Annotated in this window: 13 protein-coding genes; 9 read left to right on the plus strand and 4 right to left on the minus strand. The window is 70.5% G+C overall.

Annotated features, from left to right (window positions below; genetic code table 11):
* Positions 1–48: 48 nt before the first annotated feature.
* Complete coding sequence (locus JQX08_RS17840; protein ID WP_205349759.1) at positions 49–1,938, minus strand: sensor domain-containing diguanylate cyclase; 1,890 nt, start codon at positions 1,936–1,938, stop codon at positions 49–51.
* Positions 1,939–2,221: 283 nt separating this feature from the next.
* Here JQX08_RS17840 and JQX08_RS17845 point away from each other — a divergent pair, with 283 nt between their 5' ends.
* Together JQX08_RS17845 and JQX08_RS17850 are read left to right on the plus strand one after the other, a co-directional pair.
* Positions 2,222–3,139, plus strand: coding sequence for a bile acid:sodium symporter family protein (locus JQX08_RS17845; RefSeq protein ID WP_205349760.1), 918 nt, complete (start codon positions 2,222–2,224; stop codon positions 3,137–3,139).
* Positions 3,127–4,089, plus strand: coding sequence for an SDR family oxidoreductase (locus JQX08_RS17850; RefSeq protein WP_205349761.1), 963 nt, complete (start codon positions 3,127–3,129; stop codon positions 4,087–4,089). Before JQX08_RS17845 ends, JQX08_RS17850 begins: the two co-directional genes overlap by 13 nt.
* A gap of 188 nt (positions 4,090–4,277) precedes the next feature.
* On the opposite strand, the gene JQX08_RS17855 is transcribed toward JQX08_RS17850, so the two are convergent.
* Positions 4,278–5,312: an AraC family transcriptional regulator gene (locus JQX08_RS17855; RefSeq protein ID WP_205349762.1), complete on the minus strand. Its 1,035-nt coding sequence runs from the start codon at positions 5,310–5,312 to the stop codon at positions 4,278–4,280.
* 44 nt (positions 5,313–5,356) lie between these two features.
* Positions 5,357–7,027 (minus strand): Na/Pi cotransporter family protein, encoded by a 1,671-nt coding sequence (locus tag JQX08_RS17860; protein WP_205349763.1) that lies wholly within the window; start codon positions 7,025–7,027, stop codon positions 5,357–5,359.
* A gap of 311 nt (positions 7,028–7,338) precedes the next feature.
* Between JQX08_RS17860 and JQX08_RS17865 the strand changes: the two genes are divergently transcribed.
* Together JQX08_RS17865 and recC are read left to right on the plus strand one after the other, a co-directional pair.
* Entirely contained in the window at positions 7,339–8,064 is a 726-nt protein-coding gene (locus JQX08_RS17865) for a hypothetical protein (protein WP_205349764.1), read from the plus strand.
* Between the two features lie 175 nt (positions 8,065–8,239).
* Positions 8,240–11,566 carry an exodeoxyribonuclease V subunit gamma gene (recC, locus tag JQX08_RS17870; protein WP_205349765.1) on the plus strand — a complete coding sequence of 1,109 codons (3,327 nt, stop codon included), beginning with the start codon at positions 8,240–8,242 and terminating at the stop codon, positions 11,564–11,566.
* 87 nt (positions 11,567–11,653) lie between these two features.
* Here recC and JQX08_RS17875 read toward each other — a convergent pair whose 3' ends face one another.
* Complete coding sequence (locus JQX08_RS17875) at positions 11,654–12,556, minus strand: LysR family transcriptional regulator (RefSeq protein WP_205349766.1); 903 nt, start codon at positions 12,554–12,556, stop codon at positions 11,654–11,656.
* A 115-nt stretch (positions 12,557–12,671) separates the two neighbouring features.
* On the opposite strand from JQX08_RS17875, the gene speB reads away from it, so the two are divergent.
* The 5 genes from speB to JQX08_RS17900 all read left to right on the plus strand — a co-directional run bounded on the left by speB (position 12,672) and on the right by JQX08_RS17900 (position 21,727).
* A complete protein-coding gene (gene speB, locus JQX08_RS17880; RefSeq protein WP_205349888.1) occupies positions 12,672–13,634 on the plus strand; it encodes an agmatinase in 963 nt (320 codons plus the stop codon).
* A gap of 271 nt (positions 13,635–13,905) precedes the next feature.
* Positions 13,906–17,463 (plus strand): exodeoxyribonuclease V subunit beta, encoded by a 3,558-nt coding sequence (gene recB / locus JQX08_RS17885; protein ID WP_205349767.1) that lies wholly within the window; start codon positions 13,906–13,908, stop codon positions 17,461–17,463.
* Positions 17,460–19,280, plus strand: coding sequence for an exodeoxyribonuclease V subunit alpha (gene recD, locus JQX08_RS17890; protein WP_205349768.1), 1,821 nt, complete (start codon positions 17,460–17,462; stop codon positions 19,278–19,280). Before recB ends, recD begins: the two co-directional genes overlap by 4 nt.
* Positions 19,281–19,523: 243 nt before the next feature.
* Complete coding sequence (locus JQX08_RS17895) at positions 19,524–21,086, plus strand: phospholipase effector Tle1 domain-containing protein (RefSeq protein WP_205349889.1); 1,563 nt, start codon at positions 19,524–19,526, stop codon at positions 21,084–21,086.
* On the plus strand, positions 21,086–21,727 hold the full coding sequence (locus JQX08_RS17900; protein WP_205349769.1) for a DUF2931 family protein: 642 nt from the start codon (positions 21,086–21,088) through the stop codon (positions 21,725–21,727). The genes JQX08_RS17895 and JQX08_RS17900 overlap by 1 nt, the downstream gene beginning before the upstream one ends.
* Positions 21,728–21,738: the final 11 nt, after the last annotated feature.

Below are 21,738 nucleotides of genomic sequence, written 5' to 3' on the forward strand. Positions count from 1 at the left end.
GCGCATGCTGGCCATTTGCCGACCAGCGGCCCGGCGCGAAGCGTCCGCTCATGTGGTCACCTGCCCGTCACGGGCGAACACCACGCGATTGCGCCCCTCGCTCTTGGCCTGGTACAGCGCGGTGTCGGCCAGTGCGATCAGGCTCTGCTCGCTGACGTTGAGCGGCGGCACCAGGGCGACCAGGCCGATGCTGGCGGTCAGCGACAGCAGCTGACCGGCCTGGCTGAGCTGCACGGCGGCGATCGCCGCGCGAATCCGCTCGGCGCACAGCCGTGCGGCGCCCGCGTCGGTGTTGGCGAACAGCAGGATGAATTCCTCGCCGCCGTAGCGCGCGGCGACATCGCCGGCGCGCTGGCTGTGCGCCTGCAGCACGGCGGCGACGCGGCGCAGCGCTTCGTCGCCGAACGGGTGGCCGAAGCGGTCGTTGATCGACTTGAAGTGGTCGATGTCGATCATCAGCAGCGCCAGCGGCGCCGCGCTGCGCTTGGCCCGCGCCAGCTCCTCGGCGAAGCGCGCCTCGAAGTGGCGGCGGTTGCACAACTGGGTCAGCGGGTCGAGGGTGCTCAGCCGCGCCAGCAGCACGTTGGCCTCGGCCAGCTCGCGGGTGCGCGCGGTGACGCACTGCTCCAGCTCTTCGTTGGCCTTGCGCTGGATGCGCAGCGCCTGCTGCTGGGCGTGCAGCTTCTCCTCGCGCTCGCGGGCCAGGCGCTCGGCGTAGTCCAGCGCGGTCTGCTGGGCGCTCAGCCGCGCGCTGCGCTCGTGGTTAATGTGCGCGACCAGGGCGATGGCCAGCAGGGTGAACTCGATGACCATGCCCAGCAGCTGGCTGTTGAGGGTGAAGGCGTTGAGCGGCAGCCGGCCGTCGAGCGCCGACAGGTTGAGCAGGGTGAAGAGGATCAGCACCAGCCAGGCCAGGGTGAACAGCCGCGCCTCGCGATAGCCCTTGCGCCACAGGTAGACGCCGGTGAGCAGGCCGAGCAGGCAGGACGCCGGACCGAGGCTCTGCGGGTTCAGCCAGTGCAGCGCGCGGCTGTAGGGGATGAACAGGAAGCACAGCCCGGTGACCACCCAGTAGCCGGTGTTCAGCCGGTTCACCCAGTCGACCCAGCCGCCGATGCGCGCCAGCGACAGGAAGTCGCGGACGAACAACGAGGCGAGGATGAAGGCCAGCGCGCCGCTCACCGAGTACAGGCGGTCGGCCAGCGCCGGTTGCGCCAGGTCCAGGTAGCGCTGGCCGAAACCGGTGATGGCCAGGCAGTAGACCAGCGTGGCGCACAGGTAGAGCACGTAGTAGGCGTAGCTGCGTTCGCGGGTGAACAGGTACAGGCAGGTGTTGTACAGCAGCATCACCAGCACGGCGCCGAAGAACAGGCTGATGAGGATGCTGTCGTGTAGCTGGTCGAGCTGCAGGCGCTCGCCGGTGACCAGCTCCATGGGCAGGATCAGCGCCTCGTAGGCGCTCACGTGCAGGTACACGGTGGCGCGCTCGCCGGGCGCCAGGTCGAGCGGGAAGGCCAGCAGGTGGTGCGGCAGCGCGCGCGTCTCGGCGGGCACCGCATCGCCGGCCAGTTGCGCCGCGCTCCACGCGTCACGCTCCGGGTAGTGCAGGCGCAGCTCGACGCGGTCGAGCAGCGGCCAGCGGATCACCAGGTTCCACGGGCCACGCTCGTCGCGCTGCCGCTGCACCGCGAAGCGCACCCACACACCCTGGCGCTGGATGCGCAGGTTGAGGGTGGCGCGCAGGTTGGGCTGCCAGGCCTTAGCGAACTCGGTGCCGGCCACCTCGCCGAAGCTGCGCTGCGACTCGCCGAGCAGGTATTCGAGCTGCGGGCCGACCGCGATGCTGCCGTCCACGGCGTCGAGACGGGTCACCGCCGGCGCCGCGAACAGCGGCGGCCACAGGCACAGCCAGAGCAGCACAGCGAGGACAGGACGCATGGACGGCCACCGAATTATTGTTCTAGGGGAAATCGGCTAGCTGCGGGGACACTGCAGGGCTTATCCGGGCGTTCCGACGGAAGGCAGTGCCAGCGCAGTAATGGCCATTCAATATCATCGCAGGTGGCACCGCAACGCCAGGCAGCCGTCATCTGCGCCAATCATCAGCACAGCGCGACCGACGCCTGTCGCAATCCGCCACTCGCTCTGGCCGCCGCTGCCACTGCTGGCCAGGCGGCCGGGCACTACCCTTCGGTCGCAGTAGAACAAGAGAACCGTGTCCATGAATTACGACGAAAGCCAGCAACTGATCCTCGGCCTGGTGCTGGCGGTGATGATCTTCGGCGTCTCCCTGGAGCTGCGCGTGGCGCAGTTCGCCAGCGTGCTGCGCCGTCCGCTCCCGGTGCTCGCCGGGCTGTTCGGCCAGTGCCTGATCCTGCCCTGGGCGACCCTGCTGGTGACCCTGCTGGTCGACCTGCACCCGGGCCTCGAGCTCGGCCTGCTGCTGGTCGCCTGCTGCCCGGGCGGCAACCTGTCCAACGTCATGACCCACCTGGCGCGCGGCAACGTCGCGCTGTCGATGAGCATGACCGCGCTGTCCAGCCTGCTCGCCCTGGTGCTGCTGCCGCTGAACTTCGCCCTGACCAGCTCGCTCAACCCGGAAGCCTCGGTCTACCTGGCCGGCCGTCTGCAGGACCTGCACGTCGACCAGGGCAGCATCGTGGTCAGCCTGGTGTTCCTGCTCGGCCTGCCGCTGCTGCTCGGCATGCTGGTCGGCAACCTGTTCCCGCGCCTGGCGGAAAAGGTCATGCCGTGGTTCAAGCGCTTCGCCCTGCTGGCCTTCGCGGTGTTCGTGGTCGGCGCGGTGGCCGGCAACTGGCGGATGTTCGTCGCCAACCTCGGCCTGGTGTTCTTCATCGTCGTGCTGCACAACCTCAGCGCCATCGTGCTCGGCTGGCTGATGGCCAAGCTGGCCCGCCAGGACGGCGCCAACCTGCGCGCCATGGTGATCGAGATCAGCATGCACAACTCCGGTCTGGCCCTCGGCCTGATCTTCGCCCAGTTCGGCGCTGAGCCGAACATGGCCCTGGTCGCCGCCTTCTGGGGTACCTGGCACCTGGTCAGCGGTGGCTTGCTGGTGCTGTTCTGGCGCAAGCGCCCGCTGCCGGTGCGCGAGGAGGCTCTGCCATGCGTGTCCTGATCACCGGCGCCGCCGGTTTCATCGGCCAGCAGGTGCTCGCCGACCTGTCCATCCACCACCCGGAATGGACACTGATCGCCGCCGACATCCGTGCCCTCGGCCAGCAGTGGCTGAAGCCGAACATCGAAACGGTGACCCTCGACATCAGCCAGGCCGCGCAGGTCCACGAGTGCGTGGCAACCTGGCGGCCGCAGGCCATCGTCCACCTCGCCTCGGTGGTCACCCCGCCGCCGGGGATGAGCGAGGCGACGCTGCACGCCATCGACGTCGGCGGCACCCGCGCGGTGCTCGACGCGGCGCTGGCCAACGGCGTCGAGCAGCTGGTGGTGACCAGCTCCGGCGCCGCCTACGGCTACTACCCGGAAAACGCCGAGTGGATCGACGAGAACGATCCGCTGCGCGGTCATGCGCAGTTCGCCTATGCCAAGCACAAGCGCGAGGTCGAGCAGCTGCTCGCCCATGCGCGCCGCGAGCACCCGCGCCTCAAGCAGTTGGTGCTGCGCCCGGGGACCATCCTCGGCAAGCAGGTCAACAACCAGATCACCGACCTGTTCAAGAAACGCGCGGTGATGGGCGTGCGCGGCAGCGACAGCCGCTTCGTGTTCATCTGGGACCAGGACGTGGTGAGCATCATCCGCCAGGGCCTGGACCGCGGTTCGGCAGGCATCTTCAACCTCGCCGGCGACGGCGCGCTGAGCCTGCGCGAGATCGCCGCGATCCTCGGCAAGCCCTACCGGCCGCTGCCGCCGGGGCTGATCCGTACCGTGCTGCGCCTGCTCAAGCCGCTCGGCCTGACCCAGTACGGCCCCGAGCAACTGGACTTCCTGCGCTACCGCCCGGTGCTGGCCAACCGCCGGCTGAAGGAAGAGTTCGGCTACCAGCCGCGCTACACCAGCCGCGAGGCCTTCCTCGCCTTCCTCGCCGCCCAGGGCGTCGAGGCGTGCGCCTGACGCCATCCCAGGCGCCTGCTGATCGCGAATGAATTCGCTCCTACCACGGCGGCTAACGCGACCACTGTAGGAGCGGATTTATCCGCGAAAACCGGCAACCCCAACGCCGGGGATACCTCTCGCTTCACGCATAAATCCGCGGCGACCCACCGCGGGCACGTCCGCCGCGCGCGACTGATTGACCACGCTCAGCTCAGCGGCTGGCTGTACTGCGCGCGGTACTCGCCGGGGGTCAGCCCGGTCCAGTGGCGGAACGCGCGGAAGAACACGCTGGGTTCCGAATAGCCGAGCAGCAGGGCGATCTCCGCCGCCGGCAGCTGGCCATCGCGCAGGTGGCGTTCAGCGAGCTGCCGGCGCGTATCGTTGAGCAGCTGCTGGTAGCTGCTGCCCTCCTCGGCCAGGCGCCGCTGCAGGGTCCGTTCGCTGAGGTGCAGGGTGCGCGCCAGCTCGGCGCGGTCCGGTTCGCCATGCGCCAGCTGCGCGCCGAGCAGGGTCACCACGCGCGCCACCAGGCCCTCGCTGGGCAAGCGCGCGAGCAGCGCCTCGGCGTGCTGGCGGAGCAGCTGCTGCAGCGGCGGGTTGGCCTGGATCAGCGCGGCGCTACCCAGGCTGGCCGGCAGCACCAGCGCGTAGTCGTCGGCGCCGAAGCGCAGCGGGCAGTCGAACACCTCGGCGTACACCGCCAGCGCCTCCGGCTCGGCATGCGCGAAGTCGGCGCGCAGCAGGCGGAATTCGTCGAGCAGCGGCGCCATCATCTGCACCCAGAAGGCCATCAGCGCGAGGATGCGCGTGCGCGTGGCCGGCAGCTGCGGGTGCAGCGGCCGGTAGATCAGGCGCAGCTCGCTGGCGCTGGCTTCCAGCTGCAGTTCGCCGCCCTCGCCGACCAGGCGCTGGTAGCGCAGCCCGGCGGCCAGCGCGTCACCCAGCGTGGCACTGCTCTGCAGCAGGTAGCCGAGCACGCTGAACGGTCCCGGCGCCAGATGCCGGCCCAGCGCCAGGCCCGGCTCGGGCGGCGGCAGGCGACTGCCGAGCAGCTGCCAGAGGTGCTCCTGCACGGCGAACGGCACCCGCGCATCGGGGTCGCTGAGCTGCTGTTCGGCCAGGCCGCAGGCGGCGAGCAACTCGCTGCGCTCGAGGCCGAGGCGCTGCGCGGCGTGCAGCACCGCCTGGGTGATGCTGGCGCTGACGGAGGCGTGGGGGCTGTCGATCGGGGAACTGGTCATGCCGGCGATTCTGCCCAAGCCAACGCCGCGAGGGTAGTCCGCGCTCACGCCGAGGCGGCGCTGTCGTGTTCCGCGTCGGCCACGGTGCTTGGCAGCAGCGCGCCGGTGTCCTCGCCTTCGAGGACCACGTAGGCGCTGATGCAGAACATCGAGTTGAGGCGCTTCATGTCGGCGATCAGCTCCAGGTGCAGGGCGCTGGTCTCCAGGCTCTGCCGGTTGCCGTGGTACAGGCGGCCGACGTGGGCATGCGCCAGCCGGCGCTCCTGGGCGCGGAAGCGGCGCTTCTCGCGGAGCAGCTGGCGGGCGCTCTCGGCGTCGCCGTAGACGAACACCGCCAGCCCCAGGCGCAGGTTGGCCATCAGTTGGCCGTGCAGCGCGGCCAGCTCCTCCAGGCCGTGCGCGGAAAACTCGCGGCGCTGCGCGGTCTTCTGGTCCTGCACCTTGCCGAGCATGCGTTCGACCAGATCGCCGGCCTGCTCGAGGTTGACCGCCAGTTCGATGATTTCCGCCCAGCGCCGCCGCTCGCGCTCGCTGAGGCTGTCCTGGTCGATGCGCGCCAGGTACAGCTTGACCGCGCTATACAGCGCGTCGACGTCGTCATCCAGGCGGCGCAGTTCGCGGCTCAGCGCCGGCTGGCCGCCGCGCAGCACTTCGAGCAGGTTGTTGAGCATGCTCTCGATCAGGTCGCCGATGCGCAGCGTCTCGCGCACCGCATTGGCCAGCGCCAGGCTCGGCAGCTGCAGCGCAGTGGGGTCGAGGTAGCGCGGCCGGGCGATGCCGTTGGCGGCCGGCTGGTCGGGCAGCAGCCAGGTGCAGAAGCGCGCCATGGCGCCCACGGTGGGCAGCATCAACAGGCAGCGCAGGCTGTTGTAGGCCAGGTGGAAGCCGATCACCAGGCCCTGCGCGCTCCAGTTCAGGCCGTCCATCCACTGCGCCAGCGGGTACAGCAGCGGGATCACCAGGATCAGCCCGAGCACCTTGTAGAGCAGGCTGCCCAGCGCCACGCGGCGCCCGGCGGCGCTCTGCATGCTGGCATTGAGCAGCGCCAGCACGCCGCTGCCGATGTTCGCGCCGATCACCAGACCGATCGCCACCGGCAGGCTGATCAGCTTGGCGCCGGCCAGCGTGGCGGTGAGCAGCACGGCGGCCAGGCTGGAGTAGGAGATCAGCGCGAACAGCGCACCGACCAGCGCGTCGAGCAGCAGGTCACCGGTCAGCGAGGCGAACAGCACCTTGATGCCGTGCGCCTGGGTGATCGGCAGCGCGGCGCTGACGATCAGTTCGAGGGCAAGGATGATCAGCCCCAGGCCAATGCCGACGCGACCCAGCTGGCCGGCACGGGTCTGCTTGCGCGACAGGAAGAAGATCACCCCGAGGAAGATCAGCAGTGGCGACAGCCAGGACAGATCGAGGGTCAGCACCCGCGACATCAGCGCGGTGCCGACGTCGGCACCGAGCATGATCGCCAGCGCCGGGCCCAGCGCCATCAGGCCTTGGGCGACGAACGAGGTGACCAGCAGCGCGGTGGCGTTGCTGCTCTGCACCAGCGCGGTGACGCCGATCCCGGCGGCGAACGCCAGCGGCCGGCGGCGCATGTTGTGGCTGAGCACCCCACGCAGCTGGCTGCCGAACACGCGCAGGATGCCGGTGCGCACGATGTGCGTGCCCCAGATCAGCAGGGCCACGGCGGACAACAGATTCAACAGGGTGAGCATGGCAGCGGCCTCCCCCTCAGCCAACGTGGGCGGCGCTCTGGCTCGGCGGTGCGGGGCAAGGCGGGCGGGCGTCGCGCGATAGATATGAGACTCACGCAAGGGCGCTCGGGTTCGACAGCTCCAGCCGAACGCGGCCCTTCCTCTAGCTTTAGTTGCGCTTCGCCCTGCGCGCCAGTCGGCGCGGCAGCAAGCGCAACGGCGCGGCGCATTTTTTGCCGCGCCCGCGGTCCTATTCAGTGAACACGTCAGCCGGTGGCGGTCGCTGTTTTCCGCGCAGCCTGGCGCAGCCCACTCCGCTGGAGGAAGCCCAGATGCCCCACGCCTCGATCCTTTCGCGCCTGCTCAGCTCGCTGGCGCCCCTGCCGTTGCTGGTCGCCTGCGCCAGCCAAGCCTCGCCGCCGGTCAGTCCGCCGGGTACCAGCCTGCCCGAGCGCGGCGCCGACCGGGTCGGCACCAAGGTCTCGCAGTACGTCGATCGTTTCGGCTGCCTGCCCGGACCGTTCGACCCGGCGACGCTGCCCAAGCCGGTGCCGCCTGGCCAGCCCGGCGAGTTCATCGCCGGCTACCACAACCACGTCGAACCCGGCACACCGTGCGCCACCCAGGTCAGCCATGCCTACAACGGCACCTTCGGCTTCAACCTCGAAGACCTGCGCGGCGCCACCATCACCTCGGCGACGCTGCTGCTCGACCGGCGCAACACCCTGGTCGGCAACCGCGTGTCCGGCGGCGACCAGTGCGGCCTGCACCTGCTGGTGGCCAGCGAGGCGCTGGATGCCGGCAGCAACTTCGCGGTGATCAGCGGCACGCCGGTGGAAGGTCCGCTGCAGCAGGTCGGCCAGGGCAGCAGCACCACCACGGTGAGCATCCCGGTGACCACCGAGGTGCAGCGCTGGGTGCTCAACGACCAGCCGAACTACGGCTTCGTGCTCGCCCCGCCGCAAGGCGCGCTGGCGAAGAACGAGGACAGCTGCACCGGCTACTGGTCGAAACCGCGCCTGCAGTTGCAGGTGGTGATGCCCACCGCGAGTCGCTAGGGGCGCCCGTAGGAGCGAATGTATTCGCGATAGCCGGCAACGCCGCGCCCGGTCCCATCGCGAATGAATTCGCTCCTGCAGCAATGGCCAGCAATTGCAGGCCGGCGCACAGGCCGTGTCGCCGGCAGGCACTCCGCTGCTACCCTAGCCGCGTCTCCGACTGCCGGCTGCCCCGATGCTCTCGCTCTACCACGCCCCCGACCTGGAAACCCTCGGCGAACTGGCCACCACCCTGCTCGCCCAGCCGCAGCGCGACCCGCTGGCGCCGGCGCGGGTGGTGGTGCCGAGCCACGGCATGGGCCGCTGGCTGAGCCTCGAGCTGGCGCGCAAGCAGGGCATCGCCATGCACCTCGAGGTGCAGCTGCCCTCGGCGTTCGTCTGGGCGCTGAGCCGCCAGGTGCTCGGCGAGTTGCCCGAGCAATCCGCGTTCGCCCCGGCGACCCTGTCCTGGCGGCTCTACGACTGGCTGTGCGAGCCCGCCAACCTGGCCCTCGCGCCGCGCCTGGCGCACTACCTGGAAGGCGGCGACGAACGCCGCCGGCTCACCCTGGCAACGCGGATCGCCGACGTCTTCGACCAGTACCTGCTGTACCGCGACGACTGGCTGGCCGCCTGGGAGCGCGGCGAGCGCCTTGAGCTCGGCGCCGACGAGGACTGGCAGGCGCTGCTCTGGCAGGAGCTGACCCGCGACGGCCACCCGCACCGCGCGCGCCTGCTCGACGACCTGCTGCAGCGCCTGTACGCCAGCGAACCGCTCAGCGGGCTGCCCGAGCGCCTGCTGGTGTTCGGCATCAGCAGCCTGCCGCCGCACCACCTGCGCGTGCTCACCGGCCTGGCCCGGCACATCGACGTGGTGCTGTTCGCCCTCAACCCGAGCCGCGAGGCCTGGGGCGAAATCCGCGACGTCGCCGAGCTGGCCCGCCAGCCGGAGATCAGCCCGGACGACTGGTACCTGGACGTCGGCCACCCACTGCTGGCCAGTCTCGGCAAGCAGGGCCGGGACTTCTTTGACAGCCTGTTCGCCAGCGTCTTCGCCGAGCAGGGCGAGGACATCGGCATCTACCCGGGCGACCACGAGCTGGCCGACGACAGCCTGCTGCACGCCCTGCAGCAGGACATCCTGCGCCTGCGCACCCGGCAGCCCGAGGAACGTCTGACGCTGCGCGACGATGACCGCTCGCTGGAGCTGCACATCGCCCACTCGCCGCTGCGCGAGGTGGAAATCCTCCACGACCAGCTGCTCGCCCGCTTCGCCGCCGACCCCGGGCTGAGCCCCGACCAGGTGGTGGTGCTGACCCCCGACATCGAACGCTACGCGCCGTGCATCGAGGCGGTGTTCGCCCCGCGCGACGGCGTGCCGCGCATCCCGTTCTCCCTCGCCGACCGCAGCCGGCGCGCCGAAGTGCCGCTGCTCGAGGCGTTCGTCGAACTGCTCGGCCTGCCGGAAAGCCGCTTCGCCGCCGAGGACATCCTCGCCTGGCTGGAGCAGCCGGCGATCGCCCGCCGCGCCGGCATCGCCCGCGAGGACCTGCCGCTGCTGCGCGACTGGCTGCGCGCCGCCGGCGTGCGCTGGGGCCGCGACGCCGAACACCGCGCCAGCCTCGGCCTGCCGGCAGACCCGGCGTTCACCTGGCGCGAGGGCCTCGATCGCCTGCTGCTCGGCTTTGCCGCGCCGCCGCAACTGGCCGGCGACGCCGCGCCGCTGCTCGGCGAACTGTGGCCGCTGGACGCCCTGGAAGGCGCCCGCGCGCAACTGCTCGGGCGCCTGGCCGGCTTCGTCGAGCTGCTCGGCGGCTGGGCCGAACGCCTGCAGCGGCCGCGCGCGCTGAGCGTCTGGGCGGACGACCTGCTGCAGCTGATCGACACGCTGTTCGACGAGAGCGAGGCCGGCGACAGCCTGCTGCTACTCAGCCAGGCCTGCGCCGCGCTGCGCGAGCAGGCCCAGGCCGCCGGCATCCAGCGCCCGCTGGAACTGGCCCTGGTGCGCCAGCAACTCGGCGCGCTGCTGGAGGCCGGCGGCGGCGCCAGCGGTTTCCTCACTGGCGCGGTAACCTTCTGCACCATGGTGCCGATGCGCAGCCTGCCGTTCCGCCTGGTCTGCCTGCTCGGCCTCGACGACGGCGCGCTGCCGCGCCGCACCCCGGCGCCCGGCTTCGACCTGATCGCCCAGCGGCCGCGGCGTGGCGACCGCGCGCGGCGCCTCGACGACCGCTACCTGCTGCTGGAAACCCTGCTCTCGGCCCGCGACGCGCTGTACCTCAGCTACGTCGGCCGCGACCCGCGCGACAACGCCGAGCTGCCGCCCTCGGTGCTACTCAGCGAACTGCTGGAAAGCGTCGACCTGACCGCTGTGTGTAGGAGCGAATTCATTCGCGATCCTTCAGCGCCGGCGGATGCGCCAACGCATGCGGGCCTACAGGAATCCCCGGCCAGCGCGCGCATCAGCGTGGCCCATCCGCTGCAGCCGTTCGCCCCCGGCAACTTCGCCGGCGGCCGCCGCAGCGGTTTCGCCGCGCCCTGGTTCCGCGCCGCACAGCGCCTGGCCCAGCCGGCCGAGGGCACAGTCCAGCCGTTCGCCAGCCAGCTGCCGGCCGCCGACGGCGAGGCGCTGCGCATCGAGCCGGCCGACCTGCTGCAGTGCTTCCGCCACCCGGCGCGCTTTCTCCTCGAACGGCGCCTCGGTCTGCGCCTCGCCGATCAGGAGGAGAACCTCGCCGGCGACGAACCCTTCGCCCTCGAACCCAGCGCCTTTCGCGGCCTGCGTCAGCTGGCGCTGCAGGCGGTCGAGCATGGCTGGAGCCCCGCCGCCGAACGCCAGGTGGCGCGTGCCGCCGGCTGGCTGCCGAGCGGCGAGCTCGGCCAGGCGCTGTGGGGCAAACTGCGCGGCCCGGTGCGCGCCTTCGCCCCGCGGTTGTTCGACACGCGCCCGGCGGAAACCCCGCAGCCGCTGCTGGTCGACCTGCAACTGGCCGGCCTGCATGTGCACGGCTTCCTCGACGGAGTCACCGCGGCCGGGCTGTTCGAGTGGCGCCTCAATCGCCCGGCGGCCTGGGACCTGCCGGGTTTCTGGCTGCGCCACCTGCTGCTGAACCTCGCCGCCACCCCAGAGATCGCCCGCCACAGCCTGCTGATCTCCCCGGCCGGCGACTGGCAGCTCGGCCCGCAGAACGATGCCGCCGCGCTGCTCGAACCCTGGCTGCGCGCCTACCGCCAGGCGCTCTGCGAACCGCTGCCGTTTCTGGTGCGCAGCAGCTACGAATTCGCCAAGGCCAAGTGCACGCCGAGCGCCAAGAGCCGCAAGGAGCCGCTCGATGCGGCGCGCGACAAGGCCCAGGCCGCCTGGCTCGGCGCCGACTTCAGCCCGATTGAGGGGGAGAGCCTCGACCCCTGGTACGCCTTGGCGTTCCGCGACCGGGTCGCGCTCGACGAACGCTTCGAGCAGCTCGCCGAGGAACTGCTCGGCCCGCCGCTGCTGGCCCTCGCCGAGGGCGACGACGAGTAGGCCGTAGGATGGGTCGAGGCGCACCGCGCCGATACCCATCGAACGATGCCGATGGGTATCGCTGCGCTCAACCATCCTCCGCGGGGCTCAGCCGTCCTCGCCGAACGCCGCCAACAGATCGGCGACGAACGCCTGCTGCGCCTCGCTCGGCTGGCGCCCGCGGTGCTGCGCCAGGCGGAACTCGACGCGGTAGCCGAACTGTTCGGGCAGCAGCTCGCGCAACTCGCCGCGCGCCAGCCAGGGTGCGGCGATATGCCGGGGCAGGTAGCCGATGTGCGCTCCGGACAGGATGAACGCCAGGCTGCCCTCGACCTGCTCGCAGCGCGCGCTGCTCGGCGCGGCGAGGAACGGTTCGGCGTCGTCGATGTAGCGGTACGGGTGGGCGACCCGGTCGCAGGCCACCACCGCGTCGGCGCTCAGCGCGCGCTCGGCGAACAGCACATGGGCCTTGCCGCAGTACAGCCGCTGCTCCTCGACGAACAGCGGTTGCAGGTCGAGCGCCGCCTGGTTGCCGGCGAAATAGCCGATCGCCAGGTGCAGCTGATCCTGCAGCAGACGCCGCTCCAGCTCGCCGGGCATGGCGCTGAGCAATTCGATCTGCACCGCCTGGTTGCGCCGGCGGAAACGGCCGATGGCGGCGCCGACGCGCTGCATCACCTCTGTATCCAGCGCCTCGGAGAGGCCGATGCGCAGCTCGCCGAGCAGCTTGTCGGCCATGCCCTGCGCCTCGCCCTTGAAGGTCTCCAGCGCGGCGAACAGGCGGTGGGTGGCGGCCAGCACCTGCTCGCCCTTGGGGGTCAGGCGGAAGCCGGCCTTGCCGCGCTCGCACAGGCGAAAGCCCAGGCGCGTCTCCAGCTTGGCCATCTGCGTGCTGATGGTCGACTGGCCGATCCCCAACTCGCCCTGCGCGGCACTGAAGCCGCCGCTTTCCACCACGGTGGCGAACAGGCGCAGCAGTTGCAGATCGAGGTCACGAACCTGGCTGAGCATGGCGCTGGCTCCATAAATTGATCGCTGTCGATGTTGGAGTAGATCACTTCGTATTTATGCGAAGCAACGTCGCCGGCAGCATGGCCTCACCGTGCAGCCCAACGAGATCGACGAGATGGACCAGGCCTACGACAACGACCAGGCGCTCACCCGCGACAGCCTCTACGGCACCGCCGCGGAGAGCACCTACGCCGGCATCACCAGCTTCATGCGCCGCCGCTACAGCCGCGACCTGCGCGGCGTAGACCTGGTGGTCAGCGGCGTGCCGTTCGACACCGCAACCACCAACCGCCCGGGCAGCCGCTTCGGCCCGCGGGCGATCCGCGCCGCCTCGGTGCAGTCGGCCTGGGCGCGGCACTTTCCCTGGGAGTTCGACCCGTTCGACCACCTGGCGGTGATCGACTACGGCGACTGCGCGTTCGACCACGGCACGCCGCAGGCCACCCCGGCGGCCATCGAGGCGCATGCCGAGCACATCCTCGCCGCCGGCTGCGCGATGCTCACCCTGGGCGGCGACCACTTCATCAGCTACCCGCTGCTCAAGGCCCACGCCAAGCGCCACGGCCCGCTGGCGCTGGTGCATTTCGACGCGCACAGCGACACCTGGCCGGACACCGAGGGGCAGCGCATCGACCACGGCACGATGTTCTACCACGCCGCCCGCGAGGGCCTGGTCGACCCGGCGCGCTCGGTGCAGATCGGCCTGCGCACCACCAACGACGACGTGATGGGCTTCCAGGTCCTCGACGCGCGCCAGGTACACCGCAGCAGCCCGACGCAGATCGCCGAGCTGATCCGCGCGCGGGTCGGCGAACAGCCGGTGTACCTGACCTTCGACATCGACTGCCTCGACCCGGCGTTCGCCCCCGGCACCGGCACCCCGGTGTGCGGCGGCCTCAGCTCGCACCAGGCCCTGGAGATCCTCCGCGGCCTGCGCGGCATCAACCTGGTCGGCATGGACGTGGTCGAGGTAGCACCGCCCTACGACCACGCCGAAGTCACCGCGCTGGCCGGCGCTACCCTGGCGATGGAGATGGTCTGCCTGTACGCGGCGCGGCATAAGGTCGACCGCGCCTAGACCAGGCGCCCGGAGGGCCTCGGCTCTCGCCGTAGCCCGGATGCGATCCAACCCATGTACGGTGTAGGAGCGAATTCATTCGCGATGCGCGCGGACGCGGAGTGGCCGGGGATCGCGGATGAATCCGCTCCTACAGCGCGCAGCGTCGGTAGCGGCGCCCGCTGCATGCTGCGCGCAGGCCACCGTGATCCGGGCATAATGGCGCATCGTCCGCCCGCGCCCGGAGCGTCATGTTGCCGTCCCACTTCCTCTGTCTGCCGGTCAATCCCGCATGAGCCTCGACCTGCAGCTGTCGCCGTTCGACGGCCGCTCGCTGATCGAGGCCAGCGCCGGCACCGGCAAGACCTGGACGCTGACCGCGCTGTACGCGCGCCTGCTGCTCGAGCGCGAGCTGTCGGTCGGGCAGATCCTGGTGGTCACCTACACCACCGCGGCCACCGCCGAACTGCGCGAACGCATCCGTGCGCGGCTCGCCGAGCTGCTGGCGATCTACGACGACACGCCCAGCGCGGACGCCTTCCTCACCGCCCTGCACGCCCGTTACCCCGGCGCCGAGGCGCGCCGCCGGCTGTTGCTCGCCGTGCACGGCTTCGACGAGGCGGCGATCTTCACCATCCACGGCTTCTGCCAGCGCGCCCTGCAAGACGCCGCGTTCGAGGCCGGTGGCGACTTCGACAGCGAGCTGACCCAGGACGACCGCGAGGTGCTCGACGCGCTGCTCGCCGATGCCTGGCGCCACGAACTGGCCAACGCCGACCCGGCCTGGGCGCGCTTCCTGGCCAAGCAGAAGATCACCCCGGCGCTGTTGCGCCAGCGCCTGCGCAGCCACCTTGGCAAGCCCTACCTGCGCGTCGAGCCGCAGCAGCAGGTGCTCGGTGACGAGCTGGACGCCGCCGGGAGCGCCTGGCAACACGCCGCCGCACAGTGGACCGCGCACGGCGCCGCGTGGAGCGAGGCGCTGGCTGCGCATCCCGGGCTCAGCCAGAGCACCCACAAGGCCGGCAAATTCCCGCTCTGGCAGGCCGAGCTGGACAGCTACTTCGCCGACCCGGCGGCGCTGTTCGATGCCCCGCAGGCGCTGGAGAAACTCGGCAGCGCAGCGCTGGCCAAGGCCTGCAAGAAGGGTCACGAGACCCCCGACTGCGCCCTCGCCCAGGCCCTCGACGCGCTCGCCGAGCGGCTCGGCGCCGCCGTGCCGGCCGGCCGCCAGCGCCTGATCGCGCTGCAGGTCAGCCTGCTCGAGCGGCTCAACCGCGAGCTGCCGGAACGCAAGGCGGCGCAGCGCATGCTGGCCTTCGACGACCTGCTCAACCGCCTCGACGCGGCGCTGCACGGCCCGGCCGGCGACAGCCTGGCGGCGACCCTGCGCCAGCAGTACCCGCTGGCGCTGATCGACGAGTTCCAGGACACCGACCCGATCCAGTTCGCCATCTTCGACCGCATCTACCCGACCGCCAGCACCGAGCCGGCGGCGCTGTGCTTCGTCGGCGATCCCAAGCAGGCCATCTACGCATTTCGCGGTGCCGACCTGGCCACCTACCTGCAGGCCCGCGCGAGTGCCGCGCGGCGCTACGACCTGCCGAACAACTACCGCTCCACCGCCGCGCTGATCGCCGCGCTGAACCAGTTGTTCGACCGCCCGCAGCCGTTCGCCGTCGACGGCCTCGACTACCCGCCGGTGGCCGCCGGCAGCAAGCCGCGCGCGCAGCTGGTGCTGCCGGCCGGCGAGAGCGACGCACCGCTCGGCCTGGTATGGCTCGGCGACGAGGCGCTGAACAAGCAGCAGGCCAGCGAGCTGGCCGCCCTCGACTGCGCACGCCGGATCGCCACGCTGCTCGCCGCGAGCAGCCAGGGCAGCGCCTACTTCGAGCAGGCGGCCGAGCGTACGCCGCTGAAGGGCGGCGACATCGCCGTACTGGTCGCCAACCATCGCCAGGCGGCGGCGGTCGCCGAGCAGCTCGCCGCGCGCGGCGTGCCCAGCGTGCGGCGCGGCAACCAGAGCGTGTGGCACAGCGAGGAAGCCGGCGAGCTGGCCGCGGTGCTCGCCGCCTACGCCGAACCGGGCCGCGAAGGCGTGTTGCGCTATGCACTGGCGACCCGCCTGCTCGGCCGCGACGCCGCGCAGCTGGCGCGCTGCCAGGACGACGAGCGCGCCTGGGACCGCGAGCGCGAGGACGCCGAGCTGTACCACCAGCTGTGGCAGCAGCACGGTTTCATGCGCGCGTTCCGCGCCTGGCTGGACCGCGAAGCGGTGGCCGAACGGCTGCTCGCCGCGGCGGACGGCGAGCGCCGGCTGACCAACCTGCTGCACCTCGCCGAACTGCTGCAGGCCGAGAGCCTGCAGCGCCCCGGCCTGGAACCGCTGCTCGCCTGGTTCAACGCCCAGCGCGCCAGCGAAGGCGCCGGCGAGGACGCCCTGCTGCGCTTGGAAAGCGATGCCGAGCGGGTGCAGATCGTCACCATCCACACCTCCAAGGGCCTCGAGTACCCGCTGGTGTTCTGCCCGTTCCTGTGGGACGGCAAGCTGCTCGGCCAGTTCACCGACAGCGCGCGCTGCCACGACGACGCCGGCCAGCCGCTGCTCGACCTCGGCAGCGAAGCGCTCGACACGCACCTGCAACGCGCCCGCGAGGAAGTCTTCGCCGAGAAACTGCGCCTCGCCTACGTCGCCCTGACCCGTGCGCGCGACCGCCTGTGGCTGCACTGGGGCCCGGTCGCCCTGCCCAAGCCGAAGAAGGACGGCGGGCTGCCCGACGAAGGCCTGCACAGCAGCGCGCTGGCCTGGCTGCTGCACGGCCGCGCGTTGCCCGGCGGCGACGCGCTCGGCGAGCTGGCCGCGCACCTCAGCAGTCGCGGCGGCAGCGCCCTGGCCGGCGAAGTCGATGCGCTGGCGGCTGACAGCACCGGGCTGATCGCCCGCCTGCCGCTGCTCGACCGCGAAGCCAGTGCCGCCGGCGAACAGCGCGCGCTGCCGCCCGGCCAGCTCGCCAGCCTGCCGCGCAGCCTGTACAGCGCCTGGCGCATCGGCAGCTTCTCCGGGCTGGCCGCCGGCCTGCACATGGAAGCGCCGGACCGCGACGCGCTGGCCATGCCGGCCGCCAGCGAGCCGGGCAGCGGCTTCTTCGCCTTCCCGCGCGGCGCCCGCGCCGGTACCTGCCTGCACGCCATCCTCGAGGACTGGGCGCGCGCCAAGGGCCCGCTGGAGGCGTTGGTCGCGCCGCAACTGAGCGCCCACGGCATCGACGCCGAGACCTGGACCAGCACCGTGCTGGAGCAGCTGCAGCGCGTGCTCGCCAGCGACCTCGACGGCCAGGGCCTGAGCCTCGCTGCGCTGCACAGCGCGCGCCGGCTGCCCGAACTGGGCTTCACCTTCCCGGTCGCCAACCTCGACGTGCTGCGCCTGCGCGCGCTGCTCGCCGATCCCGCCCACGGCCTCGCCGCGCCGCTGCGCGAAGCCGCCGCGCGCCTGGAATTCGACAGCCTCAAGGGCTTCCTCAAGGGCTTCATCGACCTGACCTTCGAGCATGACGGGCGCTGGTACATCGCCGACTACAAGTCCAACTGGCTCGGCCCGGACCCCAGCTACTACGGCAGCGAGCGCCTGCTGCAGGCGCTGGCCGGCGAGCACTACTACCTGCAATACCTGCTCTACCTGGTCGCCCTGCGCCGCTTCCTGCGCCAGCGCCTGGCGGACTTCCGCGACGAGCAGCTGGGCGGCGCCTACTACCTGTTCCTGCGCGGCATGCCCGACGCCGGGGTGTACTTCGCGCGCCCGGCCGACAGCCTGCTGGATGCACTGGATCGCTTGTTCGACGGAGCCGAACGATGAGCCTCGCCGAACTGCCCCTGGGGCCCCTGGAGCGCGCCCTGCTGGCCAGCCTGAAGCGTCTCGAACCGACGGCCGACAGCAGCGTGCTGGCCGCCGCCGCGCTCACCTGCCAGGCCCTGGCCGGCGGCGACGTGTGCCTGCCACTGAGCCGCTGGGCCGGCAAGCGGCCGTGGCCGGAGTTCGCCTTCGCCCTGCCCGCGCTGAGCGACTGGCAGGCACGCCTGCGCGCCTCGACGCTGGTCGGTGACGCGGGTGCCTTCAGCCCGCTGATCCTCGAGGGCGAGCGGCTCTACCTGGCGCGCTACCAGGCCTACGAGGCGCAACTCGCCGCACAGCTGCTGGGGCGCGTCGAGCAGCTGCCGAGCGTCGACGAGACGCGCTTGGCCGACAGCCTGCAGCGCCTGTTCGCCTTCAACCAGCAGCAACCGGACTGGCAACGGCTGGCTGCCGCGCAGGCGGTGCGCCGCAACTTGGCGGTGATCTCCGGCGGCCCGGGCACCGGCAAGACCACCACGGTGGTGCGCCTGCTCGCCGCGCTGCTGGAGCAGCCTGGCGGTGAACGCCTGGCGATCGGCCTCGCCGCGCCCACCGGCAAGGCCGCCGCACGCATGGCCGAGGCGATCCGCAACGCCAAGGCCCAGCTGCCGGTCAGCGACGCGGTGAAGGCCGCGCTGCCCGAAGAGGCGCGCACCCTGCACCGTCTGCTCGGCAATCGCGGCGACAGCCCGCGGGTGCGCCACGACGCGAGCAACCCGCTGCCGCTCGACGTGCTGGTGGTCGACGAGGCGTCGATGGTCGACCTGGCGCTGATGGCCAAGCTGCTCGACGCACTGCCGCCGCAGGCGCGGCTGATCCTGCTCGGCGACAAGGACCAGCTCGCCGCGGTCGAGGCCGGCGCGGTGTTCGCCGAGCTGTGCGAGGGTCAGGGTTTCACCCCCACCACCGCCGCCGAGTTGCAGCGCCTGACCGGGCAAAGTGTGCCGTGCACACCGCCGCGCTCGCGGCTCGGCGAGGCAGTGGTATTGCTCAGCCACAGTCACCGCTTCGCTGGCGACAGCGGCATCGGCGAACTGGCCCGGCGCATCAACGGCGGCGATGCCAGCGGCACCCTGGCGCTACTCGGCGAGGCGCGCAGCGATCTGGCCTGGCAGGCGCAACCCGGCCCGCAGGCGCTGCTCGAACGCCTCGAACAGGGCTACGCGCCCTACCTCGCCGCCGCCCAGATCGGCGAACCAGTTGCCGCGTTCAACGCGTTCAACGCGTTCCGCGCGCTGGCCGCCCAGCGTGACGGCGCGTTCGGCGTCAACGGCCTTAACGAAGCGCTCGATGCGCGCCTCAAGCGCCGCCTCGGCCTCGCCGCGCGGGACCGCTGGTACCCCGGTCGCGCGGTGATGGTCACTCAGAACGACTACGCGCTCGGCCTGTTCAACGGCGACATCGGCCTATGCCTGCCGACCGCCGAGGGCCTGCGCGTGTGCTTCGAGGGCGAGGACGGCTTCCGCCTGTTCGCCACCGCGCGACTGCCCAGCCACGACAGCGCCTTCGCCATGACCGTGCACAAGAGCCAGGGCTCGGAATTCAGCGAAGTGCTGCTCGCCCTGCCCGAACAACCGAGCCCGCTGCTGACCCGCGCGCTGCTCTACACCGGCATCACCCGCGCCAAGCACAAGGTCGAACTGTGGGCCCTGGCCGCGCGCCTGCGCGAGGCGGTGGAGACCCGCGCCGAACGCGCCGCCGGGCTGGCCGAACGGCTGGCGTTGCCCACCAGCGCCACACCGCCGAGCGGCCCGGCCAAGGACCAGCTCAGCCTGTTCTAGCCCCCTCTCGGCATACCCCTTCCGGGCTCGCCGCGAGTGCGCCAGTTATTGCCCACCCATTCGTGGCGAACTCTGTCCAATCCCCGCCCGCCGCGGCCTGCAGCCCGATTGCGCAAACCTTTGCGCAGTCGGGTTGCCGGTATAGTCCGGCTCGACGCGCACCGGAGCGTGCGCAGTAACCAAGGACCGGGAGACAAGGGAATGAGTGGAACGTCCGACTGGAGAACAAGCTGCGATCACGTGATGCCGAACGTCTGCCGCCCCGCGGCGGCCAACACGCCGCCAAGCGCACGCCTGCGCGGGGTCTCGGCACCGGCACCTAGCCGCCCCGCCTCGCGCTGGGATGACGCCGACACAAGCGGCCACGAACGCGTCGCGGCACCGGCGAAAACCGCGGTGGCCCTGCGCATCGGCGTGTTCTTCGACGGCACCGGCAACAACGCCAGCAACAGCGCCCTGGGCCAGCTGTGCGGCGCCCAGCACCCGATCAGCGCCGAAGACCTGGACGCCAGCTGCAAGCCGTATATGCGTGATCCCGACAGCAGCTACGGCAATGACGTGACCAATGTGAAGAAGTTGAGTGAGCTGTACTTCAGCCAGGTGATGATCGAAAGCGACTCCGGGCAGCAGCAGGCCTATCGGAAAATCTACGTCGAGGGCATTGGTACCAGTGCGGGCAAAGAAGATCCGTTACTCGGCGCAGGGCTCGGCCGCGGTTCCACTGGGGTGGCGGGCAGAGTGCAATCGGTTTTCAGCGACATTCAGGTACTGGTGAAGGAATTCCACCAATCCCATCCAGACTGCGAAATCGCCTCACTGACTTTCGACGCCTTCGGCTTCAGCCGCGGCGCCGCAGCAGCTCGGCATTTCGCCAACGAAGTAGCGTGTGGCGGCCAGGGGCCGTTGCAGCAGACCACTGAGAGCATGGCCCCTGCCTTCAAGCCGTCGTTTATCGACCGCTACCAGCAGGATATCCACGTCGGCTTTATCGGCCTGTTCGATACCGTGGCCTCGGTCGGCGGCCTGAGCAATCTGGGCAATGTGCGCAGCGCCTCCGCTCCCGGCCTGAAGCTGCATCTGCCGCGCCGGCTGTTTGCCAACGTGGTGCACCTGGTCGCCCGTGACGAGCATCGCGCCAACTTCCCACTGTGCCGGGTCAAACCGGATCATCCGGAAATCAGCCTGCCCGGAGCGCATTCGGACATCGGCGGCGGCTACCTCAGCGAAGCGCAGGAGTGCCTGCTGATCAGTCCGATGCAGGCGCAGGACGTGGCCTTGCACACCGATGTGAAGAGCACCGCCATCTACCAGGCTGCAGTACGGGAAAAGGCGCGCTGGCTGGCCCAGGGTTGGCCCGCGGCCATGCTGGAGATCGTCACCCCGCCAGCCAAGCCATTGCCCGCCGAACGCAACGCCGCGCGACAGAAGCGGGTCTATGCAGCACTGCAACTCAAACGACCGGTGCGCGGCGAGTTGTCACGGGTGTACCTGCGCGTCATGTATCAGTTGGCCAAGCAAAAAGGGGTGCGCTTCAACGTCATCGACGACCACGATCCTGGCTACGCGCTGCCGGCGGAGCTCAACGCGCTATGCGCCCGCTTTGTCAGTGGCAACTACAGCGTCACGCCTGACGAGGAACAGCTACTCAAGCTGCGCTACATCCACTGTTCCGCGAACTGGAATCCGCCAGCAAAGTTGCAGGGTCAGACGCCGCGCACTGGCATCAATCTGCAGTTCGTCAATGCACCAACCACCGACGCGGTGCGCGTGCAACACCCCCACACGCCAGACTCGGAGTTGCCGTAATGCGCCGCCAAATTGCACTGCTGGGAACCATTCTGCTGCTGGCTGGCTGCCAGGCGCCGCAACAACAAAGACCGGCCTGGTGGCTCGTTGGCTTCACCGAGCCTGCATACATGAAGGTTTGGGTAGAAACCCTGGACGCCGAGGATATCCAGGGCCAATTGTTCCACCGTATTGGCGCCGGCACCGCAGCCGGCGGCGAGCCGAAGGGCGACGCTGAATACGCACGCGGCTGGCTCGGCGTGGGGAGCAGCGTGTACCCCGCAGTGGGGGCGGACCTGCCCAAGCGCCTCTTCGTCCGCTGGCAATCAGTCGCCGAATCGCGAACCTATCGCACCTGGATCGAGATACCGGAGCAAGCGCGGCGCATCTTGCGTCAATCGACCACCGCACTTTGCCCTGACGACCCGCATCCCATGCCAATGGGTGGCGGTGGTCGAGTAACCCTCGGACTTGCTCCTGGTGGCATCGTACAAGTGTGGGTACGCGACGAATGCTTGCGCCCCATCAAAGTCGCCCGCGCCCAGGCCGAAGTGGAACCGCTGGGCCCACACCAGGGTGAATCTGACGGGCACTACTACCCACAGTCCGATGCCTCGAAGCGCTACATCGAGCGTTGGGGCATCCCTTACGGCAGCTGGTAATACCGCAACCC

Origin of the sequence: Zestomonas insulae (assembly GCF_016901015.1) — a bacterium.
In the GTDB taxonomy this organism is placed as follows: Bacteria; Pseudomonadota; Gammaproteobacteria; order Pseudomonadales; family Pseudomonadaceae; genus Aquipseudomonas; species Aquipseudomonas insulae.

What these genes read in the sequence shown, in the direction of transcription:
- JQX08_RS17840 (WP_205349759.1), bottom strand. Translation starts at nt 1,938, where the DNA reads ATGCGTCCTGTCCTCGCTGTGCTGCTCTGGCTGTGCCTGTGGCCGCCG.
- JQX08_RS17845 (WP_205349760.1), top strand. Translation starts at nt 2,222, where the DNA reads ATGAATTACGACGAAAGCCAGCAACTGATCCTCGGCCTGGTGCTGGCG.
- JQX08_RS17850 (WP_205349761.1), top strand. Translation starts at nt 3,127, where the DNA reads ATGCGTGTCCTGATCACCGGCGCCGCCGGTTTCATCGGCCAGCAGGTG.
- JQX08_RS17855 (WP_205349762.1), bottom strand. Translation starts at nt 5,312, where the DNA reads ATGACCAGTTCCCCGATCGACAGCCCCCACGCCTCCGTCAGCGCCAGC.
- JQX08_RS17860 (WP_205349763.1), bottom strand. Translation starts at nt 7,027, where the DNA reads ATGCTCACCCTGTTGAATCTGTTGTCCGCCGTGGCCCTGCTGATCTGG.
- JQX08_RS17865 (WP_205349764.1), top strand. Translation starts at nt 7,339, where the DNA reads ATGCCCCACGCCTCGATCCTTTCGCGCCTGCTCAGCTCGCTGGCGCCC.
- recC (WP_205349765.1), top strand. Translation starts at nt 8,240, where the DNA reads ATGCTCTCGCTCTACCACGCCCCCGACCTGGAAACCCTCGGCGAACTG.
- JQX08_RS17875 (WP_205349766.1), bottom strand. Translation starts at nt 12,556, where the DNA reads ATGCTCAGCCAGGTTCGTGACCTCGATCTGCAACTGCTGCGCCTGTTC.
- speB (WP_205349888.1), top strand. Translation starts at nt 12,672, where the DNA reads ATGGACCAGGCCTACGACAACGACCAGGCGCTCACCCGCGACAGCCTC.
- recB (WP_205349767.1), top strand. Translation starts at nt 13,906, where the DNA reads ATGAGCCTCGACCTGCAGCTGTCGCCGTTCGACGGCCGCTCGCTGATC.
- recD (WP_205349768.1), top strand. Translation starts at nt 17,460, where the DNA reads ATGAGCCTCGCCGAACTGCCCCTGGGGCCCCTGGAGCGCGCCCTGCTG.
- JQX08_RS17895 (WP_205349889.1), top strand. Translation starts at nt 19,524, where the DNA reads ATGCCGAACGTCTGCCGCCCCGCGGCGGCCAACACGCCGCCAAGCGCA.
- JQX08_RS17900 (WP_205349769.1), top strand. Translation starts at nt 21,086, where the DNA reads ATGCGCCGCCAAATTGCACTGCTGGGAACCATTCTGCTGCTGGCTGGC.